This window comes from Streptomyces sp. NPDC048290, assembly GCF_040652095.1.
Classification (GTDB): domain Bacteria; phylum Actinomycetota; class Actinomycetes; order Streptomycetales; family Streptomycetaceae; genus Streptomyces.
Genome location: NZ_JBEZLM010000014.1, coordinates 1 through 17,660, shown reverse-complemented (window position 1 = coordinate 17,660; position 17,660 = coordinate 1). Strand labels below are relative to the sequence as shown.

The 17,660-nt window shown below is 69.9% G+C and carries 14 protein-coding genes, 1 rRNA gene and 1 riboswitch; of the genes, 2 read left to right on the top strand and 13 right to left on the bottom strand.

The features are described 5' to 3' along the window. The first annotated feature begins 192 nt into the window (after positions 1-192). Entirely contained in the window at positions 193-2,196 is a 2,004-nt protein-coding gene (locus AB0D49_RS24115; RefSeq protein ID WP_362760909.1) for an amino acid transporter, read from the top strand. Between the two features lie 203 nt (positions 2,197-2,399). On the opposite strand, the gene AB0D49_RS24110 is transcribed toward AB0D49_RS24115, so the two are convergent. Both AB0D49_RS24110 and gcvP read right to left on the bottom strand, forming a co-directional pair. Then, the gene (locus tag AB0D49_RS24110; protein WP_362760907.1) at positions 2,400-2,984 is read right to left on the bottom strand and encodes a DUF1707 domain-containing protein; all 585 of its coding nucleotides are present in this window, start codon (positions 2,982-2,984) and stop codon (positions 2,400-2,402) included. A gap of 218 nt (positions 2,985-3,202) precedes the next feature. After that, positions 3,203-6,088, bottom strand: coding sequence for an aminomethyl-transferring glycine dehydrogenase (gene gcvP, locus AB0D49_RS24105; RefSeq protein WP_362760905.1), 2,886 nt, complete (start codon positions 6,086-6,088; stop codon positions 3,203-3,205). A gap of 169 nt (positions 6,089-6,257) precedes the next feature. Further along, positions 6,258-6,353, bottom strand: a riboswitch (glycine riboswitch). Positions 6,354-6,466: 113 nt separating this feature from the next. Here gcvP and AB0D49_RS24100 point away from each other — a divergent pair. Then, entirely contained in the window at positions 6,467-6,835 is a 369-nt protein-coding gene (locus AB0D49_RS24100) for a PRC-barrel domain-containing protein (protein ID WP_362760903.1), read from the top strand. Between the two features lie 310 nt (positions 6,836-7,145). Here the strand turns inward: AB0D49_RS24100 and AB0D49_RS24095 are convergent, their stop codons facing one another. The 11 genes from AB0D49_RS24095 to rrf form a co-directional block, all read right to left on the bottom strand. Further along, complete coding sequence (locus AB0D49_RS24095) at positions 7,146-8,612, bottom strand: DNA polymerase IV (RefSeq protein ID WP_362760901.1); 1,467 nt, start codon at positions 8,610-8,612, stop codon at positions 7,146-7,148. Between the two features lie 161 nt (positions 8,613-8,773). Continuing rightward, positions 8,774-9,418: a MerR family transcriptional regulator gene (locus AB0D49_RS24090; RefSeq protein WP_362760899.1), complete on the bottom strand. Its 645-nt coding sequence runs from the start codon at positions 9,416-9,418 to the stop codon at positions 8,774-8,776. Positions 9,419-9,695: 277 nt separating this feature from the next. Continuing rightward, complete coding sequence (locus AB0D49_RS24085; protein WP_004002801.1) at positions 9,696-10,169, bottom strand: bifunctional nuclease family protein; 474 nt, start codon at positions 10,167-10,169, stop codon at positions 9,696-9,698. 90 nt (positions 10,170-10,259) lie between these two features. Continuing rightward, entirely contained in the window at positions 10,260-10,997 is a 738-nt protein-coding gene (locus AB0D49_RS24080; protein WP_362760897.1) for a MerR family transcriptional regulator, read from the bottom strand. A gap of 38 nt (positions 10,998-11,035) precedes the next feature. Then, positions 11,036-11,842, bottom strand: coding sequence for an FHA domain-containing protein (locus AB0D49_RS24075; RefSeq protein WP_362760895.1), 807 nt, complete (start codon positions 11,840-11,842; stop codon positions 11,036-11,038). A gap of 190 nt (positions 11,843-12,032) precedes the next feature. Beyond that, complete coding sequence (locus AB0D49_RS24070) at positions 12,033-12,866, bottom strand: DUF881 domain-containing protein (protein ID WP_362760893.1); 834 nt, start codon at positions 12,864-12,866, stop codon at positions 12,033-12,035. 5 nt (positions 12,867-12,871) lie between these two features. Continuing rightward, positions 12,872-13,204 (bottom strand): small basic family protein, encoded by a 333-nt coding sequence (locus AB0D49_RS24065; protein WP_003988855.1) that lies wholly within the window; start codon positions 13,202-13,204, stop codon positions 12,872-12,874. After that, the gene (locus tag AB0D49_RS24060) at positions 13,201-14,139 is read right to left on the bottom strand and encodes a DUF881 domain-containing protein (RefSeq protein WP_362760891.1); all 939 of its coding nucleotides are present in this window, start codon (positions 14,137-14,139) and stop codon (positions 13,201-13,203) included. The genes AB0D49_RS24065 and AB0D49_RS24060 overlap by 4 nt, the downstream gene beginning before the upstream one ends. A 97-nt stretch (positions 14,140-14,236) precedes the next feature. Continuing rightward, the gene (locus AB0D49_RS24055; RefSeq protein WP_362760889.1) at positions 14,237-16,732 is read right to left on the bottom strand and encodes a mannose-1-phosphate guanyltransferase; all 2,496 of its coding nucleotides are present in this window, start codon (positions 16,730-16,732) and stop codon (positions 14,237-14,239) included. A gap of 103 nt (positions 16,733-16,835) precedes the next feature. After that, positions 16,836-17,456 carry a CDP-alcohol phosphatidyltransferase family protein gene (locus tag AB0D49_RS24050; protein ID WP_362760887.1) on the bottom strand — a complete coding sequence of 207 codons (621 nt, stop codon included), beginning with the start codon at positions 17,454-17,456 and terminating at the stop codon, positions 16,836-16,838. 109 nt (positions 17,457-17,565) lie between these two features. Further along, a 5S ribosomal RNA gene (gene rrf / locus AB0D49_RS24045) occupies positions 17,566-17,660 on the bottom strand; the annotation flags it as partial.

Below are 17,660 nucleotides of genomic sequence, written 5' to 3'. Positions count from 1 at the left end.
CTCCCCCGTCCGGCCCAACCCCCGCCGACCATCCACGGCCCCGCCTCCACCCCGTCCCGCCGCGCGCTTCCCCCGAGGCCGACGCCCGACGCCCCGGCACCCCAAGGCCGGGGCGTCACCCTCCGCCTACGCTGACATCACCGTCCGCGTGATGGCCGAGAACCTCCGTCGCCGCACCCCAGGAGCACGCCGATGGCCGCCCCCCAGCACCCCCCGCCGGGCCGCCTGCGCACCTGGCTGCTGGAGGGCCTCTCCGACATCAGCAAGAACCGGGACGGCAACGGCGGCACGAACGGCGGGGGCGACGGAACCGGCGGGAGCGGCGAAGGCGGCTCCACCGACCGCCCGGCCGCCGACGACCAGGGCCGCCCCTGGTACCGCGTGATGTGCCTGACCGGCGTCGACTACTTCTCGACCCTCGGCTACCAGCCCGGCATCGCCGCCCTCGCGGCCGGACTGCTGTCCCCGGTCGCGACCGTCGTCCTGGTCCTGGTCACCCTCTTGGGAGCGCTGCCGGTCTATCGCCGGGTCGCCGAGGAGAGCCCGCACGGCCAGGGCTCGATCGCGATGCTGGAACGTCTGCTGTCGTTCTGGAAGGGCAAGCTCTTCGTCCTCACCCTGCTGGGCTTCGCCGCCACGGACTTCCTGATCACCATCACCCTCTCCGCCGCCGACGCCTCCACCCACCTCATCGAGAACCCGCATCTGAACAGCGCCCTGCACGGCCGTCAGCTGCTGATCACCCTCATCCTGATCGCCCTGCTCGGCGCGGTGTTCCTGAAGGGCTTCCTGGAGGCGATCGGTGTCGCCGTCGCCCTGGTCGGCGTCTATCTCGCGCTGAACGCCGTCGTGGTCGTCAGCGGTCTGTGGCATGTGCTGACCGAGAGCCATGTGGTGACCGACTGGACGACCGCTCTCACCGCCGAGCACGGCAATGTCTTCGTGATGATCGGCCTCGCCCTGATCGTCTTCCCCAAGCTGGCCCTGGGCCTGTCCGGCTTCGAGACCGGCGTCGCCGTGATGCCCCATGTGAAGGGCGACCCCGGCGAGACCGAGGAGCACCCGAGGGGCCGTATCCGCGACACCAAGAAGCTGCTGACCACGGCCGCCGTGATCATGAGCTGTTTCCTGATCACCACCAGCTTCATCACCACGCTGCTGATCCCCGCCCCGGAGTTCGAGGAGGGCGGCCAGGCCAACGGCCGCGCTCTCGCCTATCTGGCCCATGAGTACCTGGGCAGCGCCTTCGGCACGGTCTACGACATCTCCACCATCGCCATCCTCTGGTTCGCCGGCGCCTCCGCCATGGCCGGTCTGCTCAACCTCATGCCCCGCTACCTCCCCCGCTACGGCATGGCCCCGCACTGGGCGGGCGCGGTGCGCCCCATGGTCATCGTCTTCACCCTGGTCGCCTTTCTGGTGACCTGGATCTTCGATGCCAGCGTGGACGCCCAGGGCGGCGCCTACGCCACCGGTGTCCTGGTGCTGATCAGCTCCGCCGCCATCGCCGTCACCATCTCGGCGCACCGGGCCGGACGGCGCCGCTGGTTCCTGTGCTTCGCCGTGATCTCCACGGTGTTCCTCTACACGACCGTACTGAACATCATCGAACGCCCGGACGGTGTGAAGATCGGCGCCTGCTTCATCGCCGGAATCATGATCCTGTCGTTCGCCTCCCGGCTGACCCGCGCCTTCGAGCTACGGGTGACCAGCGTGACCCTCGATCCGCTGGCGGCCCGCTTCGTCCGGGACGTCGCCAGCCGCAAGATCCGGCTGATCGCCAACGAGCCCGACCAGCGGGACATCACCGAGTACCGCGACAAGATCGAGCAGATCCGGCAGGACAACGATGTGACGGGCCCGGAGGACTTCGTCTTCGTCGAGGTGACCGTGACCGACCCCTCCGAGTTCGAGGCCGTCCTCGCGGTCCACGGCGAGGTGCTGTTCAACCGCTACCGGGTCCTCACCCTGGAGTCCTCGTCCATCCCCAACGCGCTGGCCGCGCTGCTGCTGCACATCCGCGACACGACCGGCCGTATCCCGCACATCTACTTCGAATGGACCGAGGGCGCCCCGTTCGCCAACTTCCTGCGCTTCTTCCTCTTCGGCCAGGGCGAGGTCGCCCCCGTCACCCGTGAGGTCCTGCGCGAGGCGGAACCGGACCGCACCCGCCGCCCCAAGGTCCACACGGGCTGACACCGGACCGCCCTCGTACGCCTCAAGGTCCCAACGGGCTGACACCGGACCGACCCCGTACGCCTCAAGGTCCCCACCGGCTGACACCGAGCCGACCCCGTACACCCCCCGAGGTCCCCACGGGCTGACACCGAGTCGACCCGCACCAGCCCGCGTACCCGCGGCTCACCCCAAGAGCGCCGCCGCTCCCCGTCTGCTGTTCCTCACCACCGCCACCCCCGACGCGCCCTGCGCGTCTGCACCTGCCCGTACCGCAGCTCCCCGGTGATCTCGATCCGCAGCCGCACCGGCTCGTCCGCCGCCCCGGACCTCCGCCGCCCGGCGGGTCTCGCGGGCTTGACCGTGGCGAAGGCGCACACCAGCCCGTCGGTGTCCACCTCGATCCCGGGTCCGACGATCAGCCTCAACGCCCCGGCGTTCATGTCGAGGTCGATCCGCAGGGTGTCGTGGACGATGACGGCCTCGGTGAAGTCGAGCGTCACATGCCCCCACTGCGAGTCGATGACCAGCTCTCTGGGCACCTGCCAGCGCCCGTCCCGCCGGGTCGAACTGCCCTCCTGCTCGATCCGGGCGACCTCCTCGCCGCGCCCGGCGGGCACGGTCGGCGGAAGATCCGCCGTGAGCCCGGCCAGCTCGCCCTGTGTCCGGGCGGACAGCGCCGCACCGACCCGTTCGTCCAGCTCCTCGGCGGTGAGCCGCCCGTCGCCCGCCGCCTCGGTCAGCAGCTCCACCACCGCGTCCCGGTCCGCGTGCGAGGCCCGCACCTCGGCCCCTGTACCGGAACGCACGACGTCAGTCCCCACAGCCCTCACCCCGATACCCCGATCCCCGCCCTGGCACGACTAACGCTATATCGCGTCACATCGAAGGGGAAGACCTCCCGCCCATCACCCCCCGAACGAGTGAACGAGCAACGAATGAGGACCCCGCGCCATCAGCCACGGGGCCCTCACCCACCACCAGAAACCGGCGAGGGCGGCCCGGACCGGGCCGCCCTCGCCGTCGCTCAGTCCTCGTACGCGTCCAGCGGCGGGCACGAGCAGACCAGGTTCCGGTCGCCGAACGCCTGGTCGATCCGGCGGACCGGCGGCCAGTACTTGTCGGCCATGGACACCCCGGCCGGGAACACCGCGTCGTCCCGCCCGTACGCGTGCATCCACTCCCCGCCCAGCGCGGCGGCGGTGTGCGGCGCGTTGCGCAGCGGGTTGTCCTCGGCGGGCCACTGCCCCGCGCCGACCTTCTCGATCTCGGCACGGATGGCGATCATCGCCTCGCAGAACCGGTCGATCTCGGCCAGGTCCTCGGACTCGGTCGGCTCGATCATCAGCGTCCCGGCGACCGGGAACGACATGGTCGGCGCGTGGAACCCGTAGTCGATGAGCCGCTTGGCCACATCGTCCACGCTGACGCCGGTCGCCTTGGTCAGCGGGCGCAGATCGATGATGCACTCGTGCGCGACCAGCCCGCCGGGGCCGGTGTAGAGCACGGGGTAGTGCGGCTCAAGGCGCTTGGCGATGTAGTTCGCGGACAGCACGGCCACCTGGGTGGCGCGCTTGAGCCCCTCGCCGCCCATCAGCCGGACGTACGCCCAGGAGATCGGCAGGATGCCCGCCGAACCCCACGGGGCGGCCGAGATCGGCCCGACCCCGGTCTCCGGACCGGCCGCGGGCTGCAAGGGGTGGTTCGGCAGATGCGGCGCCAGATGCGCGCGCACCGCGACCGGACCGACACCGGGACCGCCGCCGCCGTGCGGGATGCAGAAGGTCTTGTGCAGGTTCAGGTGCGAGACGTCCCCGCCGAAGTGCCCCGGCTTGGCCAGACCCACCAGCGCGTTCAGATTGGCCCCGTCGACATACACCTGCCCGCCCGCCTCGTGCACCTGGGCACAGATGTCGGCGACATGCTCCTCGAACACCCCGTGCGTCGAGGGGTAGGTGATCATCAGCACGGCCAGCTGGTCGCGGTGCTGCTCGATCTTCGCCCGCAGGTCCTCGACGTCGATCTCGCCGTCCTCGGCGGTCCTGACGACGACGACCTTCATCCCGGCCATCACGGCGCTGGCGGCGTTGGTGCCGTGCGCGGAGGACGGGATCAGACACACCGTGCGCTGCTCGTCACCGTTGGCCCTGTGGTACCCGCGCACCGCGAGCAGCCCGGCCAGCTCGCCCTGCGACCCGGCGTTGGGCTGGAGCGACACCTTGTCGTACCCGGTGACCTCGGCGAGCCGCTCCTCCAGCTCCCGGATGAGCGTCAGATAGCCCTGGGCCTGCTCGGCGGGCGCGAACGGGTGCAGCTGCCCGAACTCGGGCCAGGTCACCGGCTCCATCTCGGTCGTCGCGTTGAGCTTCATGGTGCAGGAGCCCAGCGGGATCATGCCCCGGTCCAGCGCGTAGTCGCGGTCGGCGAGGCGGCGCAGATAGCGCAGCATCGCGGTCTCGGAGCGGTGCTGGTGGAAGACGGGGTGGGCGAGGAACTCGTCGCTGCGCAGCGCCCCGTCCCCCAGTACGTCCCCGGTCCCGGCGTCCAGCGCCTCGATGTCGGCCTCGACCCCGAACGCGTTCCACACCGCGCCGAGCTGGGCCCTGGTGGTCGTCTCGTCGCAGGCCAGGGAGATGTGGTCGGCGTCCACGAGCCGGACGTTGACCCCGTTGTCCCGCGCGGCGGCGGCGATCCGCGCGGCCCGGCCCTCGACCCGGACGGTGAGCGTGTCGAAGTAGGCGCCGTGCACGACCTCCACGCCCCCGGCCCGCAGCCCGGCGGCGAGCAGCGTGGCGTAGCGGTGGGTGCGCCAGGCGATCGTCCGCAGCCCCTCGGGCCCGTGGTAGACCGCGTACATCCCGGCCATCACCGCGAGCAGCACCTGCGCGGTGCAGATGTTGCTGGTCGCCTTCTCCCGCCGGATGTGCTGCTCCCGCGTCTGGAGCGCGAGCCGGTACGCCTTGTTGCCGTCGGCGTCCACCGAGACACCCACCAGCCGTCCGGGCAGGCTGCGCGCGAACTTCTCGTGCACCGCCATGTAACCGGCGTGCGGCCCGCCGAAGCCCATCGGCACTCCGAACCGCTGGGTCGTGCCGACCGCGATGTCCGCGCCCAGCTCCCCGGGCGACCTCAGCAGCGTCAGCGCCAGCAGATCCGCGGCGACGGTGACCAGCGCCCCCCGCTCGTGCGCCTGCTCGACGACCTTCCCGATGTCCCGGACGGCCCCGGAGGCGCCCGGGTACTGGACGAGCACGCCGTTGATCTCCCGCCCGTCCAGCGCGGCGGGGATGCCCTCACCGAGATCGGTGACGACGACCTCGACCCCGGTCGGCTCGGCGCGCGTCTGGATCACGGCGATGGTCTGCGGCAGCGCGTCCGCGTCGACCAGGAACAGCCCCTTCTTGTTCTTGCCCATCCGCCGCGACAGCGCCATGGCCTCGGCGGCGGCGGTCCCCTCGTCCAGCAGCGACGCCCCGGACGTGGGCAGCCCCGTGAGGTCGGCGACCATCGTCTGGAAGTTCAGCAGCGCTTCCAGCCGCCCCTGCGAGATCTCCGGCTGGTACGGCGTGTACGCCGTGTACCAGGCCGGGTTCTCCATGACATTGCGCAGCACGACCGGCGGGGTGAACGTCCCGTAGTAGCCGAGCCCGATCATCGAGCCGAGCACCTGGTTGCGGTCGGCCAGCGAGCGCAGTTCGGCCAGTACCTCGGCCTCGGTGCGCGCCCCCGGCAGCTCCAGCGCCCCGGCGTTCTTGATGACATCGGGCACGGCGGCGGCGGTCAGCTCGTCCAGGGAGCCGTAGCCGACCTGCGCGAGCATCTTGGCCCGCGCCTCCTGATCGGGGCCGATGTGCCGCTGCTCGAAGGGAATCCCCTGCTCAAGCTCGGAGAGCGGAATGCGATGGGCGGTCATTGCGGAGGGCCTCCTGGTCTGACGCGACCTTCGGGGGGCACCCCGACGCGGGTACCCCTGCGGCCTCCCCCTCTGTCATCTCGACCTGAGAGCTTCACCGGGCGCCGGCCCGGCTTTCACCGTCGGTGAGAGCGGACGCCATCGGCACCGCCCTGCTTTCCAGAGTGACCTCGTCCGTGCGGTACGGGGGCCTGAGAGATTCCGGGGAGGATTTGCTCCTTCGGCGCCTCCGGATCTTCCCGGAGGACTCTCCCGCACAGGGTCAGCAGCCGCTGTCAGCCTACCAGCGCGGTCCACGAACGGACCTTCGAGTGGCCGCCCGCCCCAATGTGCTCTTTCGTAGTGCTTACGGATGAGTTGCGACGATGTGGAGGGACCGTGCAGACCGATATCGATCCTCGCAACCTGATCGGCCGCAAGGCGTTCGACCGCAACGGCACCAAGATCGGCACGATCGACGAGGTCTATCTCGACGACGCCACCGGTGTGCCCGAGTGGGCCGCCATAAGGACGGGCCTGTTCAGCCGGGACGCCTTCGTGCCCCTGGAGCCCAGCGAGCTGATCGAGGGCACCCTGCACGTCCCCTTCGACCGCGCCCTGATCAAGGACGCCCCCGACTTCGGCGTCGGCCGCCATCTCTCCCCCGAACAAGAACTCCAGCTCTACCACCACTACGGCCTGGACGTGACGGGCCCGCCCCCACCGGACCACGACTTCGGCAAGGTGGCGGGCCAGGACGACACCTGACCCCCGGCCCACCCGAGGAACGACCCCAGCCCGCCCGCGCCCGCCCCTCTCCGCCCCCGGACGACGACACCCCGCAGCCGGGGGCACACACTCCGACACCGGCAGCCAGCGCACAGGGCACAGCCCGTAGCGCACAGCAGGGCACAGGGCCCAGCCCGCAAGCCGCAGCCCGCAGCCCGCAGCCCGCAGCCCGCAGCCGAGGGCACTCGCTAGCCAGCCCCCAGGACCACTCTCCCGGTCGAAGCACCGACCCCGAAGAACACGCGCTCCCCACCAGCACCTTCACCCACCCCCGAAAGCCCCCAGCCGGTCACCCCCGCACGGCCCCGAACCCGTCACCCTCACGACGGTCCACCCGTCTCCCGCCGCCGCCCCCGTCGACCGCCTCGTCATCCACCCGTTGATCCACCCCAGCGTCTCCCCCCGCCCCCACCGGGAACCCCGCCTCGGTCAACGGCAACGGCTCGGCAGGCTCCAGCTCCGGATCCCCGACCCGGAACGTCCGTACCCGTCCCGCCACCTCCGACCCCGGCGTCTCGAATCTCACGGTCACCCGCCCCAGCCCGCTCCCCTGCACCCAGCCGTGCCCGTACTCCGTGTGCCGCACGTCGTGCCCGGCGGGCCACCGCCGCTCCCCCTGCACCTCCGTCTCCTCGCGGTCCCGCTCCTCGACATGCTCCTCGGCGTGCTCGTCCGCCAGCTCCCCCGCGGCCTGGGCGAACAGATCCTCCTGGGTGAAGTCGGCGAGCCCGCTGACCCCGACGCCCAGCAGCCGAACCCCTCCCGTGGTGTCCACGGAGTCCAGCAGCCGGGCCGCCGCCTCCCGTACCACCGCCGGGTCGTCGGTCGGCCCCCGCAGCGTCTCGGACCGGGTCAGCGTGGAGAAGTCGTACCGCCGTACCTTCAGCACGATCGTCCGCCCCGACAGTCCCGCCCCGCGCAGCCGCCGCACACACCGGTCCGCCAGCCGCTGCACCTCCAGCTCGACCCGCACCCGGTCATGGATGTCCACGTCGTAGGTGTCCTCGACGGACACCGACTTCGTCTCCCGCTCGGCGACCACGGGCCGCTCGTCATGGGCGAGCGCCATCGCGTACAGCGCGTGCCCGTGCGCCTTCCCCAGCAGCCGTACCAGCTCGTCCTCACCCGCCTCGGCCATCTCGCCGACCGTGGTGATCCCGGCCCGCCGCAGATGGTCGCCGGTCGCCGGGCCCACCCCGGGCAGGGTCCGTACCGTCAGCGGCGCGAGCAGCGCCCGCTCGGTCCCCGGGTCGATCAGCACCAGCCCGTCCGGCTTGGCCTGCTCGGAGGCGATCTTGGCGAGCATCTTGGACGCGGCCAGCCCCACCGATCCCGTCAGCCCCGTGGCCTCCCGTATGTCCGCGCGCAGCTTGGTCCCCGCCAGCCGCGCGGACTCCAGGTCCCAGGCCGCTCCCCCGGCCTCCAGATCCACGAACGCCTCGTCCAGGCTCAGCGGCTCCACCAGCGGCGACAGCGCCCGCAGCAGCGCCATGACCTGTTCACTGATCGTCCGGTACAGCTGGAAGCGCGGCACGAGATACGCGGCGTTCGGCGCGAGCCGCCGCGCCTGCGCCATCGGCATCGCGGAGTGCACCCCGAACACCCGCGCCTCGTACGAGCAGGTCGCGACCACCCCGCGCGGCCCGAGCCCGCCCACGATCACCGCTTTCCCGCGCAGGCTCGGCTTGGACGCCTGCTCCACCGAGGCGAAGAAGGCATCCATGTCGAGATGCAGGATCGTGGGTGTTCTCCTCACACCTACGATGCTGCACCACACCACTGACAATGCCCCGCCGCCGCGGCCCGCGCGCCCCGACCGGACGCCGTCGGTCACCGTGGAATCAGCCGCCCCGGCCCTCCGTGGCCGCCTCTCAGGCCCCTGGAGCCCCACTCCACCCGGCAGGCCCCGGAACGGCCTCAGACCGCCCTGTTGCGCCGCCGTGCCAGCTCGTCCGCCGGATTGTGCCCGACGAGCGTCTCCCCGGTGTCGATGCGCTCCCCGTGCAGCTGGGAGAGTGCGCTCTCGACGTCCCGCCAGACCACGCCCACGGCGATCCCGAAGATCCCCTGACCGCCCTGGAGCAGCGCGTGCACCTCGTCCGGCGAGGTGCACTCATAGACCGTGGCGCCGTCGCTCATCAGCGTCATGCGCTCCAGATCCCGAAATCCCTGCTCGCGCAGGTGCTGCACGGTGGTGCGGATGTTCTGCAACGACACCCCGGTGTCGAGGAACCGCTTGACGATCTTCAGGACGACGACGTCCCGGAAGCTGTACAGCCGCTGCGTCCCCGACCCGGTGGCGGGCCGTACGCTGGGCTCGACCAGCCCGGTACGCGCCCAGTAGTCCAGTTGCCGGTAGGTGATGCCGGCGGCCGCGCAGGCCGTCGGACCCCGGTAGCCGATCTGCTCGGACGTCATCGACGTCGCCCCTCCGCTGGTGGGCACGGCCGTCGGTCGCTGTGGAGCATGACCGGTCGTGCTCCCGTGAAGCGGGTACGGACCGCTCTCCCCGAGACTGCGCCCGGGGGCACCCCCAGCCGTACCGTCGCCGCTGCTGCTCACGCCGACCTCCGTCCTTGACCTGCCTTCTCGACGGTAGGCAGTCACCGAGGGTGCGTCAACGATCGCCACACTCGGCACGCCGAGTGATAATCACCCTAGGAGTGGTTTCCCGTACCCCACCGCGGGGAAAGGCTAGCCGAATGCGCCGACGAGGCGCCGCAGGACGCTCTCACGCGCCCCTGGCAATTGCCGGACCGGAACGACCCCCGCCGATAGATGCCCGCACCACGTAGTACGGCCCGGCGCACACCGTGTGTCCGCCGGGCCGTTCCTTGGCTCACTGGCTGCTGGTGCCGAAGTCCTCGGGAGAGATCTGGTCGAGGAACTCGCGGAACTTCTCCACCTCGTCCTCCTGCTCATCGGGGATCGCGATACCCGCGTCGTCGAGCACCCCGTCACTGCCGTAGATCGGCGTTCCGGTGCGCAGGGCCAGCGCTATGGCATCGGACGGCCGGGCACTCACCTCGACCCCGCTGGCGAAGACCAGCTCGGCGTAGAAGACGCCCTCACGCAGATCCGTGATGCGCACTTCGGTGAGCTCCTGGCCCACGGCCTCCAGCACGTCCTTGAACAGGTCATGGGTCAGCGGCCGGGCGGGGGCCATGCCCTGCTGGGCGAAGGCGATCGCCGTCGCCTCCCCCGGCCCGATCCAGATGGGGAGGTAGCGGTCGCCTCCCACTTCGCGCAGGAGCACGATCGGTTGGTTGGAGGGCATTTCGACCCGGACACCTACGACATCGAGCTCGTTCACACAGCAACCCTAGGCCGTGCCCGGGATGTTTGGGTAGTCGGGACGGCCACAGGTCCGGTTCCGGACCCGCCCCGGCCACAGGTCTGCCTCTCAGGGCAGCCGGACCCCGAGGGCGGACTGCACCAGGGCCGCGTGCAGCTTCACGGCGAGCCCCGCCAGCTCTTTCGTCCGGGCCTCGGCATGGGCTCTGGTCTGCGGATTGCGGTGCCGCCGCAGCGGCGCCACCACCTGGTCGACCAGCCCGGCCTCCCGGTCGGCGGCGGCCTTCATCACCCGCAGATGCCGTGGCTCGATCCCGGACCGCCCCAGTTCCACCACCAGCGCGGCCACGGTGGCCGCCTCCGCGTCGTACACCCCCTCCGCCACCGGGGTGATCAGCCCGTACGACTCCCACTCGGCCAGCTCGTCCGCGCCGATCCCGGCGGCGGCCAGCAGCTCGGACCGGCCGATCCGGGCGACCGTGGGCGTACCGGGCGGCTCGGGCGCGCCCTCGGCCTCATGCGACCGCCCCAGCGACGGCAGCCGTACGTCCTCACCGCGCTCCAGGGCGGCCAAGTGCTCGCGGATCACCTTGAGCGGCAGATAGTGGTCACGCTGCATCCGCAGCACATGTCCGAGGCGCTCGACATCGCCGATGGTGAATTTCCGGTATCCCGAAGAGGTCCGCTGGGGCTCGATCAGCCCTTCCGCCTCCAGGAAGCGGATCTTGGAGATGGTGACCTCGGGGAATTCCTCGCGCAGCACGTTCAGCACCGTGCCGATGCTCATCAGCCCGCTGTCCGTGGCGGCGGCACCTTGCCCGGCACCGCCGCTCGGTGTATGCAGCATGGACCTTCCTTGGGGTCCCCGGACCGGGTCCGGTGAGGTCAGGCGAACTGCCTGCTCGCGTAGAAGACCAGCCGGTACTTGCCGATCTGCACCTCGTCGCCGTTGTGCAGACCGACCTGGTCGATCCGCTCCCGGTTAACATACGTGCCGTTCAGGCTGCCCACGTCGGCGACCGTGAAGGACCCGTCGGGGGCCCGCCGGAACTCCACGTGACGGCGGGAGACGGTCACGTCGTCCAGGAAGATGTCGCTCTGCGGGTGGCGCCCGGCCGTGGTCAGGTCGCTGTCCAGCAGGAAGCGGCTGCCGGAGTTCGGCCCGCGCCGCACCACCAGCAGGGCGGAGCCCAGCGGCAGCGCGTCCACCGCGGCCTGCGCCTCGGGCGACAGGGCCGGGATCTGGGTCTGTCCGGTGACCTCGGCGTCGTACGCCTCCAGGCCGCTGATGGAGATCGTGGACGTCGTCTCGGACGCGCGCTCCGGGACCACTCCGGGGCGCAGTGGCGCACCGCAGTTGGAACAGAAGCGGCTGTTCTCCGCATTGCGGTTACCGCACCTCGAACACACCAGGGCCGACATCGACGGTTCCTCCTGCCGCGGCTGCCCCGCCGGGGCATGGGACGCGTACGGATCCGAGGAAAACCCTCCACCCGTACTTGAGGTTGACGGTTGCCCGAAACCTATGCCTCCGGCCTGGGCAGGGTCAACCGACGGCGCGCCCGGACCACCCACCTGGTCCCGGAACAGCGGGCGCTGCCCCTCCGCGTCAGGCTGTGCGCGATGACGGGCGGTCGCGTTGGCGCTGCCCTCTCGCGAGCTCTTGCCGAACAACTTCGCAAACAACTTCACGGGCGATTCCCCTTGACCGAAACAGACCCGCCCGTGGGGCAGGACGAACCCTGATTGCACAATCCGGCTGACCCGGACAACCACACAACGTCCGTAGCCACCGGACAGTTTCCACCACGCACCACCCGTTCGGTGCGCCGACCCCCCGCAACCTCCTGCCCTGGTAGGACGGCCTCCATGCACCCGCGGTTCACTGGGAGGACGACCGAGCGTAGTCAGGCTGCTTCGCGGGCCGCAAGGCATCCACGACGATCTTGTCCGACCGCTCGACGCCCACCGTGGCGTGCTCCTTCTCCAGCGTCTGCACCACGCCCCCCGGGATGTTGAGCGCCGGTTCGAGATCCTGCGGCTTGCCGATGACCTTGAAACGATAGGGCGCGTCGATCTTGTTCCCGTCGACGGCGACTCCGTCCCCGGAGTCCGTCAGATAGGTGCTCGCGACCACCCGCACGCCGTTCACCTGGATCGCCTCCGCACCCGCGGCGCGCAGTTCCTGGACGGCGTCGAGCAGCATGTTCGCCTCGACCGTTCCCTTCGAGTCCTCGATCGTCATGGTGATCCCGGGCCCCTGGGCGGCCACCGTGCCCGCCAGGATGCCGAGTTGCCGCTCCTTCTCGACCGTCTGCCTACGGGCCTCCTCCGCCTGGTTCGAACTGTTCTCCAGTTCGTCCCGCTGCTTCTCAAGACCCTGCTTCTCGTCCTCAAGACGCTCAGTCCGGTCGTCCAGTTCATCGAGAATCCGGACAAGATCTTCCTGCCGAGCACCACGCAGCGCGCTGTCCCCGTCACTGTGCGCAGCGACCTGCACGGCGAGCCCGAACCCGAGGCCGAACAGCAGCAGCGCCACGATGAGTTGCGCCCGCGACACGCGCGGCGGCCACAGCCCCTGCACCAGGCGCTGCCGCCCGGTCAGCTCGGGCGTGGCGGGACCCGCCGCCTCCTCGACCGGTCCCGCCTGCGCGGGGACCTCCTGGGGCAGTTCCTTGCGCAACGGGCTCCTATGTGCCCCGTGATGGTTGCTCATCGGCCTCACGCCCGGAACACATGACGGCGGATCGCCGCTGCGTTGGAGAAGATCCGGATACCGAGCACGACCACCACACCGGTCGACAGCTGGGCGCCCACGCCCAACTTGTCGCCCAGGAACACGATCAGCGCGGCCACGACCACGTTCGACAGGAACGACACCACGAAGACCTTGTCGTCGAAGATCCCGTCGAGCATGGCCCGCAGCCCCCCGAAGACGGCGTCCAGCGCCGCCACCACGGCGATCGGCAGGTAAGGCTCGACGACCGCCGGAACCTCGGGCCGGACCAACAGTCCGGCCACGACTCCGACGACGAGCCCCAGTACGGCGATCACGATGTGCCCTTCTCACTCTCGATGTTCGGCTGTGCTGCCCCGGTGCCCGGCCGCGCGGTCCGCACCATGACGCTGGGCGCGGCCGGCAGACGGAGGTCCTCCTGAACGGAAATCGCCGTCCGGACCCCGAAGTTCTCCTGAAGGGCGTGCAGATAGAGCCCGTCCGCACCGTTCTGGAAACGGCCGCTCATACGGTCCCCGTCCCCCACCGCCAGCACCGTGTACGGCGGCACGAGTGGCCGATTGTCGACCAGTATGGCGTCACCGGCGGCCCGGATCGCCGACAGTGCCGTCAGCCGCTGCCCGTTGATCGACACGGCCTCCGCGCCCGCCTCCCACAGCCCGTTGACCACCCGCTGCATGTCCCGGTCGCGCACCCGGCCCGTGTCGTTGAACCCCGACGTCCCGCGCGGATCGGCGTCCCCCTCGGCGGACGCCTCCTTCGCGTCGTTCACGACCAGCTTCACGCCCGGCCCCCGCACTTCCACGGCACCGGCCAGGACACCCACCAGATCACTGCCGGCGCCGCCACCGCCCTGCTGGAGCGCCGCCCGCTGACGCGCCTGAACGTCGTCCCTGAGCCGGTCCACCGCGTTCTCCAGGTCGTCCGCCGCGGACGTCTCCTGGTCGATGCGGTCGATCAGCTCCTCACGCTCCTTGGCCACCACCGGCGCGGACACCCGGGCCTGGGCCGCGCCCACGGTCACCACCAGCGCCGCCAGCACCAGACCCGCGGCAAGACCCAGCTTCGCCCGCAGCGTCTTCGGCATGCCCCGGTCACCTGCGGCCTCCCGACGCGCCGCGGCCTCCGCGTACCCGTCGTCCAGGCTGTGATCCATCACATTGGTGAGCAGCGACATGGACGCGTCCGGGCGTGTCACACGCGCACGCGCGCCAGTGCTCCGAATGGGGGGCTGCTGCGGCATGCCGCACATCGTCGCACGTCGCGGCCCCTACCTCCGAATGGCCCCACCCACGTGCCGGACAGGCCCCCTTGGGGGCACTTGTCCGGCACGCGCGCGGGGCCCGGGACTACCGCCCGGCGCTGTCCACCACGGCGGCCCACTCATCGAGCAGCGCCTGCGCGGAGGCGTCGTCCGGCCCCTCCGCCCACAGATGCGTGACCGCCTCGGCCGGGTCCGGCAGCACCATCACCCAGCGCCCGTCGGTCTCCACCACCCGTACGCCGTCCGTGGTGTCCACGAAACGATCTCCGGCCGCCTCGACGACCCGGCGCATCACGAGCCCCTTGACCGCCCACGGCGTCGCCAGATCCCGCTTGAGGACATGCGCCCGCGGAATCCGCGCGTCGATCTGGCTCAGCGTGAGCTGCGTCCGCGCCACCAGCCCGATCAGTCGTACGAACGCCGCCGTCCCGTCGAAGACACTGCTGAACTCCGGGACGATGAACCCGCCCCGGCCGTCGCCGCCGAAGATCGTCGACTCGTCCCGCCCGACCCGCGTCAGATCGTCCGGAGAGGTCGTCGTCCACTCCACCTGTGTCCCGTGGTACGCCGCCACCTGCTCGGCGATCCTGGTCGTCGTCACCGGCAGCGCCACCCGCCCGCTGCGCCGCTCCGCGGCCACCAGGTCGAGCAGCACCAGCAGCGCCCGGTCGTCCTCGACGATCCGGCCCTTCTCGTCGACCAGCGACAACCGCTCACCGACCGGGTCGAACCGCACCCCGAACGCGGCCCGCGCCGAGGCCACGATCTCGCCCAGCCGCACCAGCCCCGACCGCCGGGCGTCCGCGGACTCCGTCGGCCGCGACTCGTCCAGCCCCGGGTTGATCGTCAGCGAGTCCACACCGAGCTTGCCCAGCAGACTCGGCAGCACCAGGCCCGCACTGCCGTTCGACGCGTCGACCACGACCTTCAGCCCGGACTCGGAGATCCCGGTCGTGTCCACATTCCGCAGCAGCGAACCCGTGTACGAGTCGAAGACACTGGCCGGAAAATGCAGATCCCCGATCTCCCCGGGAAACGCCCGCCGGTACTCCTGCCGCGCGAACACCCGGTCCAGCTTCCGCTGACTGCCCTGCGACAGATCGGCACCCTGCCCGTCGAAGAACATGATGTCCACAGAATCCGGCACCCCGGGCGTGGTCCGGATCATGATCCCCCCGGCGCTCCCCCGCCCGGTCTGCTGCCGCGCCACAGGCAACGGCACATTCTCCAGATCCCGTACGTCGATGGCGCTGGCCTGGAGCGCCGAGATCACCGCCCGCTTCAGCGCACGCGCACCACGGGAGTGATCCCGCGCGGTGGTCACCGTCGACCCCTTCTTCAGAGTCGTCGCATAGGCCCCCGCGAGCCGCACCGCCAGCTCCGGCGTGATCTCCACATTCAGAATCCCGGACACACCGCGGGCCCCGAAGAGATGCGCCTGCCCCCGCGACTCCCAGATCACGGACGTGTTGACGAACGCGCCGGCCTCGATGGTCTTGAAGGGATAGACCCGCACATTGCCCTGCACGATCGATTCTTCACCGATCAGGCACTCGTCCCCGATGACCGCCCCGTCCTCGATCCGGGCGGCCCGCATGATGTCCGTGTTCTTCCCGACGACACAGCCCCGCAGATTACTGTGCTGCCCGACATACACGTTGTCGTGCACCACGGCCTTGTGCAGAAAGGCACCGGACTTCACGACGACGTTCGACCCGACAACCGTGTGCTCACGGATCTCGGCCCCTGCCTCGACCTTCGCGTAGTCGCCGATGTACAGCGGCCCGCGCAGCACCGCGTCCGGATGCACTTCCGCACCCTCGGCCACCCACACCCCGGGCGAGATCTCGAACCCGTCGATCTCGACGTCGACCTTGCCCTCCAGGACATCGGCCTGCGCCTTCACATAGCTCTCATGCGTACCGACGTCCTCCCAGTAGCCCTCGGCGACAAACCCGTAGATGGGCTTGCCCTCCTTCATCAGCTGCGGGAAGACATCCCCGGACCAGTCCACGGGAACGTCGGCCTCGACATAGTCGAAGACCTCGGGCTCCATGACGTAGATGCCGGTGTTCACGGTGTCCGAGAAGACCTGCCCCCAGGTCGGCTTCTCCAGGAAGCGCTCGACCTGGCCCTCCTCGTCCACGATGGTGATTCCGAATTCCAGCGGATTGGGCACACGCGTCAGACAGACGGTGACGAGCGCCCCCTTCTCCTTGTGGAAATTGATCAGCTCGGTCAGATCGAAGTCGGTCAGCGCGTCACCGGAGATGACGAGGAAGGTGTCGTCCTTCAACGCCTCCTCGGCATTCTTGACGCTTCCGGCGGTACCGAGTGGCTTCTCCTCGTTGGCATAGGTGAGCTCCATTCCGAGCTCTTCACCGTCACCGAAGTAGTTCTTGACGAGCGATGCCAGGAACTGGACGGTTACTACCGTCTCATTCAGCCCATGCCTTTTGAGCAGCCGCAGAACATGCTCCATGATCGGCCGGTTCGCGACCGGCAGGAGCGGTTTGGGCATACTTGAGGTCATGGGGCGAAGGCGTGTGCCTTCGCCACCGGCCATCACGACGGCCTTCATGTCGGAAGCGTCCTCCTCGAAGAGACGACGGTCTAGCCGACTTCACCCGTCCGAATTGTCCCGCACTTTTCCAGTACGGGCCATCGCGCCGTTGTGGCCGCACCTATCGGCGAGCTCCATCGGCCGTGGCGTCCGCACGAACCAGACGGCGGACCTGCACCACATAGAGCACTCCTGCCCACCAGTACAGCGTTGTACCCCACCCGGCGAACGCCCATCCGAAAATAGCAGCCAGTGACGAGATCCAACCGCTTCCGTCACTGAGCAGCAGGAGGGGGAACGCATACATCAGGTTGAAGGTAGCCGCCTTCCCGAGGAAGTTCACCTGGGGCGGCGGATAGCCGTGCCGGCGGAGGATACCCACCATCACCAGCAGAACCAGCTCCCGCGCCAGCAGTACAGCGGTCAACCAGATGGGCAGGATCTCACGCCATGTCAGCCCGACCAGCGTCGACAGAATGTAGAGCCGGTCCGCCGCGGGATCGAGCAGTCGCCCAAGGCTGCTGATCTGATTCCAGCGCCGCGCCAGTTTGCCGTCCAGGTAGTCGCTGATGCCGCTCAGGGCCAGCACCAACAGGGCCCAGCCATCGCTCTTCGGGCCGCCGAACTCAGGCCGCAGAATCAGCCACAGAAAGAGCGGCACACCGACGAGGCGCGCCATGCTGAGGATGTTGGGGATGGTGAGCACCCGGTCCGTCTGGACACGGGTCTCCTGGACCTCCACCCGGGGGCCTCCTGTGGGAAATGAGCCAACGATGCTCCCCGACCCTACCTCAACACAAAAAAGCGCTGGCCCTCGGGCTTGATGCCCAAGAGCCAGCGCTCTAAAAGAAGTTCGGCGGCGTCCTACTCTCCCACCGGGTCCCCCCAGCAGTACCATCGGCGCTGTAAGGCTTAGCTTCCGGGTTCGGAATGTAACCGGGCGTTT

What these genes read in the sequence shown, in the direction of transcription:
- AB0D49_RS24055 (WP_362760889.1), bottom strand. Translation starts at nt 16,732, where the DNA reads ATGAAGGCCGTCGTGATGGCCGGTGGCGAAGGCACACGCCTTCGCCCC.
- AB0D49_RS24070 (WP_362760893.1), bottom strand. Translation starts at nt 12,866, where the DNA reads ATGAGCAACCATCACGGGGCACATAGGAGCCCGTTGCGCAAGGAACTG.
- AB0D49_RS24080 (WP_362760897.1), bottom strand. Translation starts at nt 10,997, where the DNA reads ATGCTGCATACACCGAGCGGCGGTGCCGGGCAAGGTGCCGCCGCCACG.
- AB0D49_RS24115 (WP_362760909.1), top strand. Translation starts at nt 193, where the DNA reads ATGGCCGCCCCCCAGCACCCCCCGCCGGGCCGCCTGCGCACCTGGCTG.
- gcvP (WP_362760905.1), bottom strand. Translation starts at nt 6,088, where the DNA reads ATGACCGCCCATCGCATTCCGCTCTCCGAGCTTGAGCAGGGGATTCCC.
- AB0D49_RS24060 (WP_362760891.1), bottom strand. Translation starts at nt 14,139, where the DNA reads ATGTGCGGCATGCCGCAGCAGCCCCCCATTCGGAGCACTGGCGCGCGT.